The sequence below is a fragment of the Apibacter sp. genome (assembly GCF_025291155.1).
GTDB lineage: Bacteria > Bacteroidota > Bacteroidia > Flavobacteriales > Weeksellaceae > Apibacter.
The window spans coordinates 1-19,857 of sequence record NZ_JAMBJZ010000034.1 but is presented as its reverse complement, the minus strand read 5'-3'; the positions used below and the strand labels follow the sequence as shown (position 1 = coordinate 19,857).

Genomic DNA, 19,857 nt, shown 5'->3' with positions numbered 1-19,857 from the left:
AAAAAGCGTATTTTTTATTATACGTTTATTATTATGCATTAATTATAAATTAGTAGTCAGTTTCTAATAGCTCTTATAATTATAAAAAAATAATAATATTTTAAGCTATATTATATATATTTTTTAACAATTTTTCTAAACCATATATTTTTTTCTTCAGAATAACCATATTTATGTCCATATTCATCTCCACCTTTTGAATCTACATTGTTAATTAATATAGCTGTTTTATGATCATTAAATTTACCATCTTTTATAAGTTGAGCTAAAGTTTCTAACAATTTCTTTTTCAAATAATTCGCACGTATTAAAAACACAACTAAATCAGAATAATTATTTATTAATAGAGTGTCTGTTACTACCCCTACTGGAGGTGTATCCACAATAACATAGTCATAATTATTTTTACGCCCATATTCAATAATATGAGCAAATCTCCCGTTCATTAATAATTCAGCAGGATTAGGAGGAATTTTTCCCGAAGGAAGTATATCAACATTTAAAGGTGTAGCAAATTGTTTAATAAATGGGTAAGTAGCCTGTATTATCTTAGATGATAAAAAATCAAAGTCTTCATCTTCACCATTCATTGATAAATATTCAGAAATACCTTCATATTTACCTAAAATACCTAGATTATCTCTAACTTTAGGCTTACGAATATCAGCCTCAATTAACAATATTTTTTTATTAGCTAAAGCTAATGTAAATGCTAAATTTATTGATACAAATGTTTTTCCTTCTCCACTTATTATTGATGTAATGTAAACACATTTTGTAAGGGATTCATTATTAGCAAGTAAAAAATTAACGTTAGTACGCAATATTCTAAATGCCTCGGCAGAAGAGGAATTAATACTTTGAATATCAACTATACCCGTATTAGTATCTGCTTTAGGTAAATATCCTATAAAAGGTAAATTATCAACAAATTTTTCTATATCTTTTTTTGATTTAATTTTATCATCAAAAAAGAAAAATAAGTATATAATTCCCATAGGAATAATCAATCCTATCATAGCCGATATAAAAATAATAATTACGGACTTCGGATAAACTGGTGTTTTAGAATAAAATGCTTTATCTACAATTTTTACTACATTTGGAGTTGAGGCCGTTGCAATTTCTGTTTCTTCTCTTTTCTTTAGTAATAATAAATATAATGCTTCTATAGTTTGTTGTTTTCTAAAAATATCTTTAAAACCTCTTTCTTTAGCTGGTAATTCTGAAATCTTATTTGTAACTTGCCCTATTTGCTTTTGCAAATTTCCAATTGCAATGCTTGTAGAATTTTTATAATTTCTTAAACTTTGTTTCAAATTATTATTATAATCACGAATCTGTATATCTAAATTTTTTACCATAGGGTTTTCATCGGTTGAACTTTTTAGCAATTTATCTCTTTCAAGTACTAATTTATTAAATTCATGTGTGGCTGAAATCAATGAAGCATCTGTAAGTCCAATGTTTGAAGGTAGTAAAGAATTATTATTGGAAGAGATAAAGTTTTCCATGTAATCAATTAAATTTAATTGTATGGAGTATTGCTTTAATTGTTCCTCTAATCTCAAAGATTCATTAACTTCTTTTCGGCCTTCTGTCTCTACATCAACTATTTTTTTACCTGATTTATATTTTTCCATGTTATCATCTGTAGAGCTCAAATCTTTTGAGATTAATGATAATCTGTCATTTATAAATGATATTGTATTTTGACCTATTTTAACTTTATCGTCAATAATATCCTCTTGCAATTGTGTAACTAAAAGATCAATTACTTTATTAGCATTTTCAGGCAAAATACTTTTCAAACCTAAATTTATTATATTTCCATTCTTGGAAGCAATTTCTACTTCAATAGAATTAATATAGCTTAAAGTAGCTTCGATAAGTGGTTTGATTGTTATAAAAATTTTATCTCCAGATTCTGATAATGGATTACGTAGGAAAATTATTTCTCCAAATGCAAATTTAACCGGCTCACCAAAATTGCCTTTGATCGTTTCTGTAGTTGTAATATCTTTACAAATAAATTGATTATTTTTATTAACAGTAACCTCAAGATATATCGATTTGTTTATTAAAAACTTGGATTTTTCATCAACAAATTTTATATAAACACTTGCATCCTCTTTATATATATTTTTAGATATAAAACCTTTTTTTTCATTGTATTGTACATTAAGATCTAACTTATCAATAACTTTAGAAACCAATCTACGCGATTTTAACATCTCTATCCAATCATCTAATTTACTAGTTGATAAATCGGAAAAATCAGACATATTATTAGTTAAACCTGATATGATCAAATTTTCATGATTGCCGGTATTTATAAGTATTTTAGACTCTGACAGATATTTTTTTGGAGTAAATAGTAGATATAAATATCCTAATCCGGTTGCTAAAATCATTGAAAGGATTATCCATCTCCAATATCTTAAGAAATATAAAGCTATTTCTTTTACGTCTAATTCTTCTTCATTTTCCGAATATGAGCTTTTAGCATTTTTTTCCATAATATAAACTTATTAACGTGTAAGAACAGATATAACCGAAATGATTATCCCCGCTAAAGATATAAAAACAGAGGTAGTTGCGCTATACGCTGAAGAGTTAGTTTTTGCTCCATTAGGATGAACGTAAATCACGTCATTTTGAGATAAATAATAAACCGGAGATTTAAAAAGTTCATTAGATGTCAAATCAACATGTGTAAATATCTTTTTTCCATCTTTATCACGAATTACAATAATATCTTTTCTTTTACCATATATGGTTAGATCACCAGCTAACCCTAGTGCTTCCAATAAAGTAATTTTCTCATTGGAAAGTGTATATGTCCCCGGTTTCGATACTTCACCTAAAACTGTAATTCTAAAATTTGAAATATGTATATTTACTGAAGGATCTTTTATATAGACTTTCAATTTGTTCCTCATAAAATCCATAGCTTGAGATCGAGTTAATCCCCCTAATTTTATTTTTCCAAGAACTGGAAAATCAATTTCCCCATTTTCATCGATTAAATATGTTTTTAATCGCGGATTCGTTGATGTTATGCTTTCTGAACCGGAAGCATTTGTATTATATGGACTTTGTTGATTAAATGGTAATGTTGATTCTAAATCTAATGCTGAAACTGTTATAATTAGCATATCATCCGGTTTCAATGTTGGAGTATATTTATAAACCTCATTTAAAATCGTCTCATCTCCTTGGAAATAATAAAGATTTTTTTTTGAAGCACAAGATATTAAGCTAAAAATTAAAAACAAAATTAGTAAAGAAACCAAATAAGAACTAGTTTTTTTCATCTTTTATTAGTTTATAACTTTCAATATATTTGAAAAATAAATAGATATATTTAGAATGATTAAGGACATTTTTTTACTCAATATATTTTAATATTTGCAAACAACCTGTATTTTATCAATAATTATTCATTAATAAATATAATATAAATCTCTTAAAAAGCATATATCTTATTTTAGGAAGCCAAAAATAGTTTATTTTATTAATAATTTCAAAATATATTTTAACTTTTAAGCTAAATTTTCTATAATTTATACAAAAAAAGCATATATATTAATATTAATTCTTATAATAAAAAGATTAATAAAATTAAAAAAACATATGTTATTTTATATTTATAAAACTATAAATATAAAATAAATATATTAAATTTTATTATTTATTTTTTTGTTTTATACATTAAATTTATCATTCCATCGGCAGCTCCAATTTTAGGAACATGGATACGCGTTGAATGAGCGAATTTCATTATTGAACTATATATTAACAGGGCAGGTACAATTACATCAGCTCTATCTGGTTTCATATTAAATTTTTCAATTCTTTCTTCATAAGTTAATTTCTTATATAATTCATATTTTTGATGTATATAGGAGGCAGAAAGAAATTTACCTTCTTTTTTTCCGGAGTTTTTAAATATAAAATTAATATTTCCTCCCGAACCTATTAGATCTACAGATTTTCTATCAGTTATTTTCATTACCCAAGGTTTAATAACATTTATAAGATAATTTTCATCAACCTTTTTATCCAACAACCTCACCGTACCAATTGGAAAAGACTGACTATCTAGCACTTTACCTTTATTTAACAATGATATTTCCGTACTCCCCCCCCCTACATCTACAAATAAATAATAATTATCCGAATTGAGAAAATTTTTAAGTTCCGAGCTAAATATAATCCTAGCTTCCTCCTCTCCAGATATAATATCTATTTTAATTCCACTTTTGTCTTTTATAAAATCTATAACTTCCTTCGAATTAGAAGCTTCTCTCATAGCTGAAGTTGCAAAAGCTCTATATTTATCAACATTATATACATTCATTAAGAGTTTATAAGCCGTCATAGCCTCATTTAATCTAATCATTGTTTTCTTAGATATTTTTTTATCAGTAAAAACATCTTGACCTAATCTAATAGGTACACGTACTAAACTTGTTTTATTAAATGTTATGGTTCCTTTGTTATCATAAATGGTATTTATGAGTAGTCTAACTGCATTGGAACCTATATCTATGGCGGCATACGTTGCTATATTCATTATTTATTTAACTCTTTAATATATTGATAAATGGTTTCTTGAGAACGGTTTCTTCTTTTTCTATTTTTTTGATAAGGTTCTTCAAAACCTTCTTTAATCAAACGTCCTTTAACATTATCATTAAAACCAAGTTCGAAAATCTTCATGATTTCTTGTTTATTTTTTAAACTGCTTACCGGACAAGCAACTTCAACTCTATGATCTAAATTTCTTGCCATAATATCTGCTGAAGAAATATATATCAAATCATCACCTCCATTTTTAAACCAATATACCCTTGGATGCTCTAAAAATTTATCTACAACACTAATTATTCTTATATTATCACTTAGTCCTGGAACTTGAGGGATTATTGAGCAAATTCCTCTGACTACCATTCGAACTTCCACTCCCTCTTTACTTGCTTCATATAAATGATCTATTATTTCCTTATCGCATATGCTATTTACCTTGATATTAATTTGTGCAGGCAAACCGCTTTTTTTATTTTTTATTTCCCGTTCGATACCTAAAATTAATTTACGACGAATTCCCCATGGACTTACAGCAATATCCTTATAATGCTTAACTAAATAATTCGCATTAAAAAAATCAAATACTTGATCTACTTGCTTTACAATAACTTCATTAGCTGTAAAAAGTGTAAAATCTGTATACAATCTTGCTGTTCCTTCATGAAAATTTCCTGTTGATATAAATGCATATTTAGTTGCAGCACCCCTTTGAGGTTCTCTTTCAACAATTCCTATTTTAGAATGAACCTTTAAACCTGGGACTCCAAAAATAACTTTTACTCCCTCATCCTGAAGTTGTTTTGACCATTTTATATTATGAGCTTCATCAAATCTCGCTCTAAGTTCTAAGACTGCAGTTACTTCTTTTCCATTCCTTGCTGCATTAAGAATTGCGCTTAGAACTTGAGAATCACTAGCTACTCTGTAAATGGTTATCTTTATTTTTTTTACTTTAGGATCTATAGCTGCCCCTCTTAAAAATTTTAAAAAAACAGAATAATCATAATATGGAGCATATAATAAAGTATCTTCTTTGGCAAATGCTTTAAAATAATTTTTTTCTCCTTTTAAAATTTTAGGAATTACCGGTTCAATTTTTTTATATTCAAGATCTTTTCTACCTAAAGTAGGAAACTTCATAAAATCTTTTTTATTATGATATTTACCTCCAGGCGCCAAACTATCAAATTCATCTAGATCGAACATTTTCTTCAGGAAACGAAGAGTTTTGGAATCAATAGTTTTATCATATACTAAGCGAACGGGCAACCCTTTTAATCTCTCTTTTAGAGCTACAGCTATACTATCTACATAACTAACTTGCACATCATTATCAATGGATAGGTCAGCATCCTTTGTTAATTTTATAGATTTTCCTTCAATAGTTTCAAACTTAAAAAACTGGAAAATATCTTTTAAGTGATAGCGAATTATATCTTCCAAGAATATAACATAATGTTTATCATTAATATCCGGTAAAACTAAAAATCGAGAAAATCTATCTGAAGGAACTTCAATGAGGGCATATTGTTGATTACCATTCTTTTTAGTCATGGTAACTATTAAGTAAAAAACATTGTCTCTAAGATTAATGGTTTTATCACCTTCTTTCCAATATAAGATAGTTAAATTATGACTTAGTTTATTTTCAAAAAAATCTTGAACATAAGATTTTAAAGACTCAGGCAAAGTCTTATCATCTACTAATAAAGTTTTTTCTTTTGCCAGCTCTCTAATTATTTGTTCATATAATTTATCATATTTTTCTTGTTGATGAGCAACCGTCATATTAATTTCTTCCAACAGGTTAACATCTTCCTGATTTTCAACTATATTATTATATTTCCTATTGAATTGAACCATTCTTGCTATATAAGCATATCTCACTTTATAAAATTCATCCAAATTATTCGAATATATTCCTAAGAAACGTAATCTTTCCAATAAAGGATTTTTCTTGTCCATTGCCTCTTGAAGCACTCGAGAATTAAATTTAAGCCAACTTATTTCTCTATTAATGTAACGATAATTGGATTTATCCATGACTTAAAAATTTGATATATTATATAATTGAAAATTTACTTTATTATCAAACGGATTAAAAAAAACAATCCATAAAATTTATGGATTGTTTTGACATTATTCTATTATTTTCTGCTAATCATATCATTTAAAACGTTAACAGATTCTCTAAGGTTAAAATCTTTTTTCATTCCCTTATACCAATCTTCCCGTTTAGCCTTTAGGACAGTATCTGTTTTAAATTTGACGAGTTCATAATCAGGAGCTTCAACTTTTATTTTGGCATCGAAATTTGTTTCCTTTTCAAATATTTTTCCTTGATCTCTTCTTTTAGTCATTTCCTGCATAAATTTTTCATATTTAAGAGGAATTTTATCTATTTTATCTAATTCTTTAGTCCATTTACCGGCTTTCTCTATAGATGAAATATAAGTACTTCCTTTTAATCTCTCTTCACTCTGTGACTTTAAATATTGATAATCAATTTTAGGAGTACCTTGCCAAATTGTGTATTTAGTAGAAGGAATTTGATCCCAAGGTAAGGCGAACTCTTGTGATTTTTCAAATATATCGGAATAAGAAAAAATACCAGGGATGATAATATCTGAAGTTACCCCTTTCAATTGTGTAGAACTACCGTTTATTCTATAGAATTTTTGAATCGTTATTTTTAAAGCTCCGAATTTATCATCTTCCATACCAAATCTATTTAAAGGAATAATAGTTTGTACAGTACCTTTACCATACGTTTGTAAAGGACCGACTACAACTGCTCGTTTATAATCCTGCATTGCGCCGGCAAGAATTTCAGAAGCAGAGGCTGAAAGTTCGTTAGTCATTAAAATTAAAGGACCATCCCATACAATATCTTTTTCTTTACTTTTCAAAACTTTAATTTCTCCGCTTGCATCTTTAACTTGTACCACAGGGCCTTTACCTACAAATAAACCGGCTATATCCACAACTTCGGAAAGTGAACCTCCGCCATTATTTCTAACATCCATAATTAATCCAATAATACCCTGTTTTTTCAATTCAAGAATTTCCTTTTTGACATCATCGGAACAATCTCGCCCCTTACTGTTATTTTCCAGGTTTACATAAAATTCGGGTAAGTACAATATACCAAATTTATTCCCTTTATCGTCAGTAATAATAGCGCTTCTAACAAAGGTTTCCTGAATTTCAATTTCTTCCCTTACTAATGAAACCGTTTTTGTACTTCCGTCTTTTTTTTCAATAGTTAATACAACAGTAGTTTTTTCTTCACCTCTTATTAATCGAATGGCATCATCTAACAACATTCCTACAACACTAATTGGGGTTCCTTTCTTGCCTTGTTGTACTTTGATAATTTTATCTCCTGCTTCAATTTCTTTAGATTTCCATGCTGGACCGCCTATTACCAATTCTCTAATTGTTGGATATCCTTTAACATCTTGTAAGGTAGCTCCGATACCAATTATTTTACCGCTCATGGACGAATTAAAGTTTTCTTTATCTTTTGGTGAAAAATAAGTTGTATGAATGTCAAATACTTCCGTATAAGCATTTACAAAAATGGAGAATAAATCCGATTTTTTTCTCAACTTTACCTGCCTAAAATATTCTGATAAATTTTCTTGGACTTTTTTAACAGATTCCTTTTGTAATTCTTCTTTAGTTTTAGCCTTATTTAATTTTTTAGAGTCTTTATCTTTATCAGAATTCTCTAATAACTCCTTAACGTCATTTATACTATCTTTCTCTTTTTGACCGTTAAATATTTCTTGTAAAATTCGATATTTTATATATGACTTCCAATATTGTTTTGCCTGATCTTTATTCTTAGGAAATTTTCTTTTTTTATCATCGGTATAAAAATAATCGTCATTAGTAAAAGTTATTGGCTTACTAAAAATATCATTTACATATTCTTCAGTTTCATTAATCCTTTTATACAAACGATCAATACTCAAATGATAAAATGATACATCATTTCTAATAAACATATCACTCATTTTATCTTTATATTTAGAAAATTCCTCCATATCTGATTCTAAAAAATACCTTTTGAAAGGATCTAAATCTTCTATATATTTTTTATAAACATCCTTTGAATAAGATATATCTAAATCCTTAGGTGAATAACTGTAAAGCAGTACTTCTTTAACTCTTTTAAATATTTCCTTTTCCCTATCGTCCTGAGAAGAAGCATTAAAGCAAAACACCAATAGACTCATGGAACATAGAGATAAAAATATCCAGGTTTTTTTTAAATTAAGCATCGGGTTATGTATATTATTTATAATTTTAAAAAATAAATTCAAAGATAATATATTTTTACAAGGAAAAATCTTAGTTTTGTTATAAATTTTGAAATATTATTAAAATTCAATGGAAAAGCCTTTAATATTAGTAACCAATGATGATGGGATTCACGCCCCTGGCATTCGTGAGCTCATTGATATAATGAAAGAACTTGGGGAAGTCTATGTAGTTGCTCCAGATAAACCGCAAAGTGGAATGGGACATGCTGTAACCATTCATTCCACTATTCGAGCCGAAAAAATATTTATTGAAAATGATACTCAAAGAGAATGGGCTTGTAGCGGAACACCCGTTGATTGTGTAAAATTAGCCGTCGATCAACTATTACCAAGAAAACCAGATATATGTGTTTCTGGCATTAATCATGGCTCTAATTCCTCAATTAATGTAATTTATTCAGGAACTATGTCTGCTGCTATTGAAGGTGGAATTGAAGGAATACCTTCAGTAGGATTTTCTCTCTGTGATTTTTCGGATACAGCTAATTTTAAGGCTGCAAGAAAATACATTAAATCTATTTGTGAAAATATTTTAAAAAATGGTTTACCTGAGGGAATAGTTTTAAATGTGAATATTCCTAAAGCGGAAGAAAAAGAAATCCATGGTATTAAAATTTGTAGACAGGCAAATGCTCATTGGAATGAAGAATTTGAACGTAGAATTGATCCTAAAGGAAAAACGTATTATTGGATGACCGGGAAATGGTGTAATATGGATAAGGGGGATGACACAGATGAATGGGCGTTGAATAATAATTATATAAGCATTGTTCCGGTACAATTTGATCTAACAGCTTTTCATTTTATTGAAAAAATAAAACAATGGAATTTTGAATTGAAATAATTAAATTTATTTCTACTATAAATTCAATATATTGAAATGTAATAAAAGAAAGTAATTGATTAATATATGATAGTCGTTATTGGAATTTGTATTTTTGCCATAGCAGGCGTAATATTATTTGCTTTTTTAAATAATAAAAAGTAAAATACTCCATACAATCATTAATTTTTGTATTGATTTCTAATGTTTCAAGTTCCTTTCAGCTTTTGGAAATAAAAATATTCTATTCAATACCCCCATACCTATAGTCATCCAATCATTTCCGCAATTTATTTCTATTGTTGAAAAATAACCATAATCTTATTACATGAATATAAGTGTCCATAAAACTATCAACAAATTTTTCCGATAAATCGGATACCAAAATTTTAGTAAGTTAGGCGATAAATTTAATGTTGAGATTATCCATATTTTTTATTTTATTCTCAATCAACCGATTCATTGTTGAAATAAATTTATCTTCAATAAACGTTCTATGTATTATTTCATCTGGATTTGATATGAAATAAATAAGTCAAAAGAAAAAAATATTAAATGAAACTGAAAAAAGCTTAACAAAATAATCTAAACTCATGATTTAAATTTTCATTTTAATTTACATAAATCAAATTCATAACGTTTAAAATTTATCATTTTTATATAATTAAATCATTTTACATTTGTTTAACCGTTATCATAAAATAATATTATTTAAAACTATATTAAGATAAAAAATAGATTATTATTGATCAACAATTTTGCACAAGATAAAATCAAATAATTTTTCTGATAAAAATTTAAATAAAACTCATATTTTTGTATAAATAATAGAAAATGACTAAATATAATTTTGATCAAATCATAGAGAGAAAAAATACTGATTCTTTAAAGTTTGGTGTTTTAAAAGAAAGGTTTGGTAGAGATGATTTAATACCACTTTGGGTTGCCGATATGGATTTTCAATCTCCTCCGGAATTAGTTGAGACTATGATTGAAAGATCAAAAAACGGTATATTCGGGTATCCTTTTGTTTCTAAAGAATATTTCCAGGCAATTATTAATTGGCAATGGAAACAACATCAATGGAAAATAGATAAAGAAGAGATTAGCTATTTACCTGGTATTGTTAAAGGAATTGCTTTTATAATAGACGTTTTTACTGAAAAAGGAGATCAAGTTATAATACAACCTCCGGTTTATCATCCCTTTAGAATCGTCACCCAGCTCCATGAAAGAGAAGTGGTTAATAATCCATTAATTTTAGATGGGAATCAATACAAAATGGATTTTGAAGGATTGGAAAAAATTATAACTGATAAATGCAAACTATTGTTATTATCTAATCCGCACAATCCCGGAGGTAGAGTTTGGAATAAAGATGAATTGAAAAAACTAGCTGAAATTTGTTCTAAAAATAATATATTGGTAGTTTCAGACGAAATACATTCGGACTTGGTACTTAATGGAAATAAACATACTCCTTTCGCAACTGTTTCTAATGAAGCAGAACAAAATAGCATTACATTAAATGCACCTTCTAAAACATTTAATATTGCAGGATTAGTTACCTCCTACTCTATTATAAAAAATAAAAATTTAAGAGAACGTTACCATCAATATTTAATCTCTAATGAACTTAATCAAGGGAGTATATTTTCCTATTTAACTTTACAAGTAGCTTATGAAAAAGGCGAAGAATGGATGAATGAGTTAAAGACATATATTGAAGAAAATATAAAATTTGTTGATGAATATCTTAAAACACATTCTTCAAAAATTAAAGTTATAATTCCCGAAGCTTCATTTCTTATCTGGCTGGATTGTAGAGAATTAAAACTTTCTCAAAAAGAATTAAATTCATTATTTATAAATAAAGCCCATTTAGCATTAAATGATGGTGCCATGTTTGGAAAAGAAGGAAATGGATTTATGAGAATGAATGTAGGATGTCCTCGTTCAACATTGGAAAAAGCTATAAAACAATTAGTGAATGCGTTAAATTAATTCGTTAAATAAAAAACAAGCGTAAAAACCTTATAATATTTCATCAATAATAATTCCCTGATTTACCAAATTGAATTATTATTTGCTCCTTCTATTTATTGAATGAATGAAAACGTAGAAAATTTATAAGCTCTTCAATAAATGTAAAAGTGTATATTGTTTCATTTTTATCAATTAAATGATATATGGATTTTTTTTCTGATATACGAATAGGCGCTTGATCAGAAATAGTATATTGATTTTTTACCAGAGCCTTTTTCAACCAATACATTGCCTGTGAATTTCCTATTAATTGTACCTCCTTCTTTTTATCGGAATACAAAAAGTTATATTCGTTTGTTTGATAATTAAAAAACATATCACCTGTAACAAAATAATTAAATATATTATGATTTTTAGCAATATCTTCAGTATACCCTGCATATAAGACACTATCTTTAATAAACCATAATTTATCCGAAACTGTTAGACCCAGTGCCAGATCATGAGAGGTAAATAAAATTGCTTTTTCCTTTTCATTAGCATAATTTCTAATTATTTTCATCAATTCCAACTTATTTTCCATATCTAAATGAGAAGTTGGTTCATCTAGTATTAACAAAGGACTATCCTGTACTAATGCTCTAGCAATCATAACTTTTTGCAAATTACCATCGGACAGTTTATTAATGTTATACTCTTTATAGTTATGCAACCCTAAAATATGAATAACATGCTCAATAGTTTCCATCTCTTTTTTCGAAAGTCGTTGATACCAAGTTTTATACGGATATCTACCTAAAATGATTAAATCAAAGACTCGCAAATTTGGATTATTGAGAGCTTTAGAAAGTACTACCGCAATATATCTTGCAATTTCATTATTTGAAATTTCAGATACATTTTTTTCCTCAATTATTATATTGCCTTTTAATAAGGGAATTTCTCCATAAATTGTCTTTAATAAAGTTGTTTTACCACAACCATTTTTACCTGTAAGCAATAATATTTCTCCTTTTTTTATGGATGTATTAATATTACTAAGAATCGGCGATCGATATCCGATTGAAAGATTTTCTAATCTTAATACAGTTTTAGTTTTTGTTTTCAAAGGTTTAATTATTAATTCTGTCTTTTAAAATTATAAACAATATAGTAGGTACACCAATCAAAGATGAAAGAATATTTACAGGCAATTGCGTATAAATCATAATAAGGTTAATCAACAACATAAATTTACTCCCTACCAAAATATTTAAGATAATCTGTATCCATAATGCTGAAGGATTTCCTATTTGCCTACAAAAATGAGGTATTATAATACCAACAAATACAATAGGTCCCAACATTGCAGTTGTACTTCCGGTAAGAAAACAAACAGCTATCAAAACAGTAATTTTAAGATGTGTCAAGTTTACCCCTAAAACCTTTGCATATTCTTCACCCATTAAGTAACCTATTAACTTTCTTACCGATAAAAAAGCTGCAAAAAGTCCAACAATAGTACAGATAGCATAAACAAAAATTTGCACCCTAGATAACCCCTCAAAAGAACCGAAAGACCAAAATACATATTGTTTTAAAGACTCCGATTGGGAATAAAATTGTAAGATGCTAATTAAAGATCCGCAAAAGGAAGATAAAAGAAATCCAATAATAATAAAAGTAGAAATACTATTTATCCCCTTAGCCATAAATAACAGCAATATTGAAGCAAATAATGCACCCACAAAAGCACACGCTATAACTAACCAACCGCTCAGCCATTGATAATTAATAAAAAAAATAGTTCCTCCGCAAAAAATCATCAATGCCACTGCAAGAGCTGATGCCGAAGTAATACCTAATACAGAAGGCTCTGCTAATGGATTCTTAAATAATTCTTGCAATAAAAATCCGCTTACCGGTAGAGATATACCTGCTAAAACAACCGCTAAAGATCTATTAAGACGATAAGATATAATTAAATTTTTAGTTTCTTCCTCGGCAAAAAAAAGATCATGTAAAGTTATATTTTCATAGCCGGTCAATAAATTAACCAAAAATAAAACCATACAGCATATCACAAGTAAAATTATAAGCAATAAGAATCTTTTGGTAAACATAAATACAAATATAAAAATAACCACATCTTTTATTACTGATAATTTATAAGATTATGTAATCAAATTAGTACTTTTGCAGTGAATTTATAACTCTTATGCCCGATTATATTGATTTTTTTCAGAAATTATTAGGAACAGAACATTGTATATATGACGAAGAAAGTCTTGAGTATTATTCTTACGATCATACTGAAAACTTAAGATTCAAACCATTATTAGTCGTCAAGCCTAAAAACACAGATCAGATTTCACAAATTGTTAAATTCTGCAATGAAAAAAATTTACCTATAACAACGCGGTCAGCCGGAACGGGGCTTATGGGTGGGGCTTTGGCTATACATGGAGGAATAATCTTATCCATGGAAAGGTTAAATAAGATTATTAATATAGATATTCAAAATTTTCAAGTAACCGTTGAAGCCGGTGTCATCAATTATCATCTACAACAGGCATTAGAACCCTACGGATTATTTTATGGGCCGGATCCATCAAGCTGGGGAAGTTCATACATAGGTGGTAATATAGCAACTAATGCTGGAGGATTACGAGCAGTAAAATATGGTGTTACATCCGCCGCAGTATTAAATTTGGAAGTAGTCCTTCCCAATGGGGAAATTATATGGACAGGAGCCAACACACTTAAAAATTCTACCGGTTATAACCTTACTCAATTGTTTATAGGTAGTGAAGGTACCTTAGGCATAGTAACTAAAGCAGTATTAAAAGTTCTTACAAAACCTAAAACAGATATAACACTTCTTATACCGTTTCATAACCTGGAAGATTCTGCAAGAGCCGTAACCGAAATATTTAATAATGGACTTTCTCCTTGCTCTCTTGAACTTATGGAAAGAAATGCACTCGAACAAGTGCTTTTACACCTAAAGGATAACTCAATTTTATTACAAGAAAATGTTCAGGCCCATTTACTAATTTGTTACGACGGCGAATCGCAAGATGAGCTTTTACCGCTGGTAGAAAAAACTATATCCGTAGTTGATAAATATCCTACCGAAGAAATTTATTATGCCGATAATGATACAGATAAAAATCGTTTATGGGAAATACGAAGAAAAGCTGCTGAAATTGTAAAAGCAAATGGATACACCATTGAGGAAGATACGGTAGTACCAAGAGCTAAATTACCGCAACTCATAAAATTTGCTCATCAATTAGCAGAAAAAAATAATGCTAAAGTGGTATGTTACGGGCATGCAGGAGATGGTAATTTACACATACGATTCAACCATCCGGTTTATAAAAATTCCTATCAGAACCCTGTCATACACGCTATGCTTAACGAATTATTCAAATACATCCATACACTAGGAGGCACAATATCCGGAGAACATGGCATTGGAATGCTCCAAAAATCTTTTCTTACCATTGTTTTTTCGGAAGCAAACCTTCAAATACAAAAAAACATTAAAAAAGCATTAGATCCTAATAATATTATGAATCCTGGAAAATTAATTCCCGATTAATTAAAAGAAATACTATTTATATTACCAAATTTTTAATGTAAATACTTATAATTTAATAAACAAAATAGTGAAAAAAGTCGAATTAGAATTTTCGAAATTAATTGAAAAAAATCAGGGAATCATTCATAAAGTTTGCAGGATATATGCAAATAATGATGATGATTCTCAAGATTTATTTCAAGAAATTCTATTACAACTTTGGAAATCTTATAAAAGTTTTCAAGGAAATTCTAAATTCACAACATGGATGTATAGAGTTGCACTAAATACAGCAATTACTCTTTTTAGGAAGTCAACCAAAACTATCAACACGCAAGAGCTAGACAATACTCTGTATAAAATCTCCGAAAATGATGATTTCAGTGAAAAGCAAGAACAAATTAATAGACTTTATGATGCTATCAAACAATTATCTGAAATTGAACGAGCACTAGTTTTATTATATCTAGAAGATTTATCTTATAGAGAAATTTCTGAGACATTAGGTATCACAGAAGTTAATGCACGCGTAAAGATGAATCGTGTTAAAACCAAATTAAAAGAAATAATGAATAAAAATGAAGAATGAATTGGATATAGACAGCTTAAAAAAATCATGGCAAAAACAAGATGATACCAATCAATATTCTCAAGCAGAACTACTATTGATGTTAAACAAAAAATCTCGTAATAATGTCAAATACATAGTTATTATAAGTGTTATCGAATTTATAATTCTAATGACCTCTCTCCTTTTCACAGCAGCAGATATGGATCTCATCATACCCAACTTAGGAGGTGAAGCTTTGAATGTATATATTCGAAATTATCATATAAGCCGATTGCTCGTCTATTTTAACTTAATTACATCTATTGGATTTATATTTTATTTCTATAGATGTTATAAAAAAATTAATTTACTTTATTCCACTAAAAATTTAATTAATAATATTCTTAAATTTAGAAAAAGTGTAAACTGGTTTATATTTATAAATATTTTGCTTGGAATAATTATACTTATATTAACAGGTTTTTATGAATTTATGTATGGAAAAAGATTAGATTCAATTTTCAAACCTTCCAATATTTTGAATATAGATAAAATTCGTCTCAACTTAACATATCCTAATAATATATTAGTATTTATCATCGTTTGTATAATATTATTTTTAATTATTATAGCATATTATCTTTTGATATATGGTATTTTACTTAGAAATTTAAAGAAAAATCTCAACGAAATAAAAAAATTAGAAATAGATGATAATTAATTTTATAAACAGTATAAAAGAGAGAGATACGTAGGAAAATTTTTTATAAAACCACATACAATATTCAAATTGTTTCTTATTTTTTATTATAAGTTAAAAATCGTATTTTTGCACATATTTTTTTATTGATAAGGATATGAATCAAAATACTCAATATACCGAGGATAATATCAAAACTCTCGAATGGCAGGAGCATATACGTATCCGTCCTGGAATGTATATTGGGAAATTAGGTGACGGCTCTTCTCCGGACGATGGTATTTATATTCTCTTAAAAGAGATTATAGATAATTCCATTGATGAATATGTAATGGGAGCCGGAAAAAAAATTGATCTTCACCTTGAAAATAATATTATAAAAATAAGAGACTACGGAAGAGGAATTCCCCTGGGAAAAATGGTAGATGCTGTTTCCAAGATGAATACAGGAGGAAAATATGATTCCAGAGCGTTTAAAAAATCTGTAGGATTAAACGGTGTGGGGACAAAGGCCGTGAATGCATTGTCTTCTTATTTCAAAGTAAAATCCGTTCGTGATGGATTTTCCAGATATGCAGAATTTTCACAAGGAGTTATTACGATCGAAAGTCCTGAAACTGAATCTAAAGAAAGAAAAGGTACGGAAATTTCTTTTGAACCTGATTCTACCATATTTGGGAATTTTAAGTTTAGAAAAGAATACATAGACAAAATGCTTAAAAATTATGTCTATCTCAATCCTGGACTAAAAATTTTCTTTAATGGAGAAGAATATTATTCGGAAAATGGTTTACAAGACCTTCTTCAAGACAACATAGAAGGAGAAACTATTTATCCCATTATACATTTAAAAGATGAGGATATAGAAATAGCTTGCACGCATAGCGAACGTTCACAATCCGAAGCTTATTTTTCATTCGTAAATGGGCAACATACAACTCAAGGAGGAACTCATTTAAATGCATTTAAAGAAGCTTTTGTAAAAACTATACGCGAATTCTATAATAAAAATTATGATGCTTCCGATATTAGAAAATCTATAATAGCCGCAGTTTCAATTAAAATTATTGAACCGGTTTTCGAATCACAAACCAAAACTAAATTAGGAAGTAGTGAAATGGGGCCTGATTTACCTACGATTCGTACATTTATGAATGATTTTTTAAAAAAGCACTTAGATAATTTCTTACATAAAAATCCTGAGGTAGCAGAAGTATTACAAAAAAAAATAATAATTTCCGAAAAAGAACGAAAAGAGCTTTCAGGAATTCAAAAACTAGCAAGAGAAAGAGCAAAAAAAGTAAGTTTACATAACAAAAAATTAAGAGATTGTCGCCAACATTATAATGATCAAAAATCTCAACGGAAACTTGAAACTACTATATTTATTACAGAGGGTGATTCAGCCTCTGGGTCTATAACAAAAAGTAGAGATGTTGAAACGCAAGCCGTATTCAGCTTACGTGGAAAGCCATTAAACAGTTACGGACTTACTAAAAAAATTGTATATGAAAACGAAGAATTCAATCTTCTACAATCAGCCTTAAATATTGAAATTAGTTTAGAAGACTTACGATATAATAATGTTGTCATAGCAACTGATGCTGATGTTGACGGAATGCATATTAGGCTTCTTATGATTACATTTTTCTTACAATTTTTCCCTGATTTAATTAAGAATGGACATTTGTATATACTTCAAACTCCTTTATTCAGGGTTAGAAACAAAAAAGAAACACGATATTGCTATACAGAAGAAGAACGCTTAAAAGCCATTGATGAATTGGGGAAAAATCCCGAAATAACCCGCTTTAAAGGTTTAGGAGAAATCTCTCCTGATGAATTTAAAAATTTCATCGGTAAAGATATTAAATTAGAACCTGTCATGTTAAGCAAGAATACTTCCATAGAAGAATTATTAGATTTTTACATGGGAAAAAATACGCAAACGAGGCAAGAATTTATAATTAATAATTTAGTAATTGATACTTTTTAGTGCAATTAAACTACAAAAACAGTATATGAATAATGACTTAAAAGCTACTTTCTTATGAAATTTCAAAACCCAAAAACTAAGAATAAAGTTGCAATCATTAATATTGTTATACTGATTATCTTTATTACCAGCTTTATATTTATATATTTGAACATTCCAGCTTTTGGTAAGAGTGATGAGTTTATTTTACTATTTAGTTTAATTATACTCCTTTATTTAACTTATTTAGGATGTCCATTCTTTAGGTATGATAGCGATGGAGAAACTTTAATTTTTGAAAATGAAAAATCTCTTCCAATTTCTTTTTTAGTGAAAGAATCTCTTTCAGATTTTCCTAAAAGAAAATTAATAAAATTTACTATAAAAAATAAACCTCTATTTAAAAAGGTTTTGGAAATTTACATATCCAGTAGACGAGTAAACACCGGATTATCTAAAGTTAATTTTGATATCTCATATTTAAATTCCAAACAGATAAGAGATATTAGAATTTCTCTGAATAAGGTAATTAATGAAAATAAAAAATAAATATTTCAATAACTTTAAAACCTTAAACAAATAGCCTTAAACAAATAATGAACGAAAACAGCCAAGAAAACGTAAAGAAAGAAAACCGAAACACTGAAACTATACAAAAAATATCTGGTATGTACCAGAATTGGTTTTTAGATTATGCTTCTTATGTTATTCTTGAAAGAGCCATTCCTTCTATATATGACGGTTTAAAGCCCGTTCAAAAAAGAATTCTCCATTCAATGAAAGAATTAGAGGATGGACGATATAATAAAGTAGCTAATGTGGTGGGAAATACTATGAAATATCATCCACATGGAGATGCAGCTATTACCGATGCAATTGTTCAAATAGGTCAAAAAGAGCTTTTAATTGATACGCAAGGAAATTGGGGTAATATTTATACAGGAGACGGTGCTGCAGCTGCCCGTTATATTGAATCACGTTTAACTCCTTTCGCTTTAGAAGTTGTTTTTAATCCTAAAACGACTGTATGGAAACCTTCCTACGATGGAAGAAACAAAGAACCGGAAAACCTACCTATAAAATTCCCTTTACTTTTATCACAAGGAGTTGAAGGAATTGCAGTTGGCTTATCTACAAAAATATTGCCTCATAACTTTTTAGAATTAATTGATGCATCCATTGCAATTTTAAAAGGAAAACCTTTTACCCTTTATCCCGATTTTCAAACAGGTGGATTAATTGATGTTGCTAATTATAATGATGGAGAAAGAGGAGGCAAAGTTAGAGCCAGGGCAAGAATATCAAATCCAGAAAAAGGACTGCTTCTCATCAAT

General features: G+C 28.3%; 15 protein-coding genes. 8 read left to right on the top strand and 7 right to left on the bottom strand.

Features of this window, described 5'->3' with window-relative positions:
- Window positions 1-110: 110 nt before the first annotated feature.
- From M3Z80_RS04915 to M3Z80_RS04895, 5 genes are all read right to left on the bottom strand, one after another.
- The gene (locus M3Z80_RS04915; protein ID WP_293918115.1) at window positions 111-2,519 is read right to left on the bottom strand and encodes a GumC family protein; all 2,409 of its coding nucleotides are present in this window, start codon (window positions 2,517-2,519) and stop codon (window positions 111-113) included.
- A 12-nt stretch (window positions 2,520-2,531) separates the two neighbouring features.
- The gene (locus M3Z80_RS04910) at window positions 2,532-3,317 is read right to left on the bottom strand and encodes a polysaccharide biosynthesis/export family protein (protein ID WP_293918113.1); all 786 of its coding nucleotides are present in this window, start codon (window positions 3,315-3,317) and stop codon (window positions 2,532-2,534) included.
- Between the two features lie 377 nt (window positions 3,318-3,694).
- The gene (locus M3Z80_RS04905; protein WP_366519855.1) at window positions 3,695-4,579 is read right to left on the bottom strand and encodes a Ppx/GppA phosphatase family protein; all 885 of its coding nucleotides are present in this window, start codon (window positions 4,577-4,579) and stop codon (window positions 3,695-3,697) included.
- On the bottom strand, window positions 4,579-6,636 hold the full coding sequence (ppk1, locus tag M3Z80_RS04900) for a polyphosphate kinase 1 (protein WP_293918111.1): 2,058 nt from the start codon (window positions 6,634-6,636) through the stop codon (window positions 4,579-4,581). Before ppk1 ends, M3Z80_RS04905 begins: the two co-directional genes overlap by 1 nt.
- A 104-nt stretch (window positions 6,637-6,740) precedes the next feature.
- The gene (locus M3Z80_RS04895; protein WP_293918110.1) at window positions 6,741-8,882 is read right to left on the bottom strand and encodes a carboxy terminal-processing peptidase; all 2,142 of its coding nucleotides are present in this window, start codon (window positions 8,880-8,882) and stop codon (window positions 6,741-6,743) included.
- Between the two features lie 109 nt (window positions 8,883-8,991).
- Between M3Z80_RS04895 and surE the strand changes: the two genes are divergently transcribed.
- On the top strand, window positions 8,992-9,768 hold the full coding sequence (gene surE, locus M3Z80_RS04890) for a 5'/3'-nucleotidase SurE (RefSeq protein ID WP_293918108.1): 777 nt from the start codon (window positions 8,992-8,994) through the stop codon (window positions 9,766-9,768).
- Between the two features lie 813 nt (window positions 9,769-10,581).
- Window positions 10,582-11,751 (top strand): MalY/PatB family protein, encoded by a 1,170-nt coding sequence (locus tag M3Z80_RS04885; RefSeq protein WP_293918106.1) that lies wholly within the window; start codon window positions 10,582-10,584, stop codon window positions 11,749-11,751.
- A gap of 91 nt (window positions 11,752-11,842) precedes the next feature.
- Here M3Z80_RS04885 and M3Z80_RS04880 read toward each other — a convergent pair whose 3' ends face one another.
- Window positions 11,843-12,778, bottom strand: coding sequence for an ABC transporter ATP-binding protein (locus M3Z80_RS04880; protein ID WP_459251439.1), 936 nt, complete (start codon window positions 12,776-12,778; stop codon window positions 11,843-11,845).
- 67 nt (window positions 12,779-12,845) lie between these two features.
- The gene (locus tag M3Z80_RS04875; protein ID WP_293918102.1) at window positions 12,846-13,784 is read right to left on the bottom strand and encodes a FecCD family ABC transporter permease; all 939 of its coding nucleotides are present in this window, start codon (window positions 13,782-13,784) and stop codon (window positions 12,846-12,848) included.
- 146 nt (window positions 13,785-13,930) lie between these two features.
- Here M3Z80_RS04875 and M3Z80_RS04870 point away from each other — a divergent pair, with 146 nt between their 5' ends.
- The 6 genes from M3Z80_RS04870 to M3Z80_RS04845 all read left to right on the top strand — a co-directional run.
- Window positions 13,931-15,319, top strand: a complete 1,389-nt coding sequence (locus tag M3Z80_RS04870; RefSeq protein WP_293918099.1) for an FAD-binding oxidoreductase — start codon at window positions 13,931-13,933, stop codon at window positions 15,317-15,319.
- 64 nt (window positions 15,320-15,383) lie between these two features.
- Entirely contained in the window at window positions 15,384-15,887 is a 504-nt protein-coding gene (locus M3Z80_RS04865) for an RNA polymerase sigma factor (RefSeq protein WP_293918117.1), read from the top strand.
- Window positions 15,877-16,569 carry a hypothetical protein gene (locus M3Z80_RS04860; protein ID WP_293918097.1) on the top strand — a complete coding sequence of 231 codons (693 nt, stop codon included), beginning with the start codon at window positions 15,877-15,879 and terminating at the stop codon, window positions 16,567-16,569. Before M3Z80_RS04865 ends, M3Z80_RS04860 begins: the two co-directional genes overlap by 11 nt.
- 136 nt (window positions 16,570-16,705) lie before the next feature.
- Window positions 16,706-18,544 carry a DNA topoisomerase IV subunit B gene (locus M3Z80_RS04855; RefSeq protein ID WP_293918095.1) on the top strand — a complete coding sequence of 613 codons (1,839 nt, stop codon included), beginning with the start codon at window positions 16,706-16,708 and terminating at the stop codon, window positions 18,542-18,544.
- 54 nt (window positions 18,545-18,598) lie between these two features.
- Window positions 18,599-19,072 carry a hypothetical protein gene (locus M3Z80_RS04850; RefSeq protein ID WP_293918093.1) on the top strand — a complete coding sequence of 158 codons (474 nt, stop codon included), beginning with the start codon at window positions 18,599-18,601 and terminating at the stop codon, window positions 19,070-19,072.
- A 47-nt stretch (window positions 19,073-19,119) separates the two neighbouring features.
- The coding region (locus tag M3Z80_RS04845; protein WP_293918091.1) for a DNA gyrase subunit A at window positions 19,120-19,857 on the top strand (738 nt) is incomplete at its 3' end.

Coding starts and splice junctions, on each gene's coding strand:
- M3Z80_RS04915 (WP_293918115.1), bottom strand. CDS start 2,519: ATGGAAAAAAATGCTAAAAGCTCATATTCGGAAAATGAAGAAGAATTA.
- M3Z80_RS04910 (WP_293918113.1), bottom strand. CDS start 3,317: ATGAAAAAAACTAGTTCTTATTTGGTTTCTTTACTAATTTTGTTTTTA.
- M3Z80_RS04905 (WP_366519855.1), bottom strand. CDS start 4,579: ATGAATATAGCAACGTATGCCGCCATAGATATAGGTTCCAATGCAGTT.
- ppk1 (WP_293918111.1), bottom strand. CDS start 6,636: ATGGATAAATCCAATTATCGTTACATTAATAGAGAAATAAGTTGGCTT.
- M3Z80_RS04895 (WP_293918110.1), bottom strand. CDS start 8,882: ATGCTTAATTTAAAAAAAACCTGGATATTTTTATCTCTATGTTCCATG.
- surE (WP_293918108.1), top strand. CDS start 8,992: ATGGAAAAGCCTTTAATATTAGTAACCAATGATGATGGGATTCACGCC.
- M3Z80_RS04885 (WP_293918106.1), top strand. CDS start 10,582: ATGACTAAATATAATTTTGATCAAATCATAGAGAGAAAAAATACTGAT.
- M3Z80_RS04875 (WP_293918102.1), bottom strand. CDS start 13,784: ATGGTTTTATTTTTGGTTAATTTATTGACCGGCTATGAAAATATAACT.
- M3Z80_RS04870 (WP_293918099.1), top strand. CDS start 13,931: ATGCCCGATTATATTGATTTTTTTCAGAAATTATTAGGAACAGAACAT.
- M3Z80_RS04860 (WP_293918097.1), top strand. CDS start 15,877: ATGAAGAATGAATTGGATATAGACAGCTTAAAAAAATCATGGCAAAAA.
- M3Z80_RS04855 (WP_293918095.1), top strand. CDS start 16,706: ATGAATCAAAATACTCAATATACCGAGGATAATATCAAAACTCTCGAA.
- M3Z80_RS04850 (WP_293918093.1), top strand. CDS start 18,599: ATGAAATTTCAAAACCCAAAAACTAAGAATAAAGTTGCAATCATTAAT.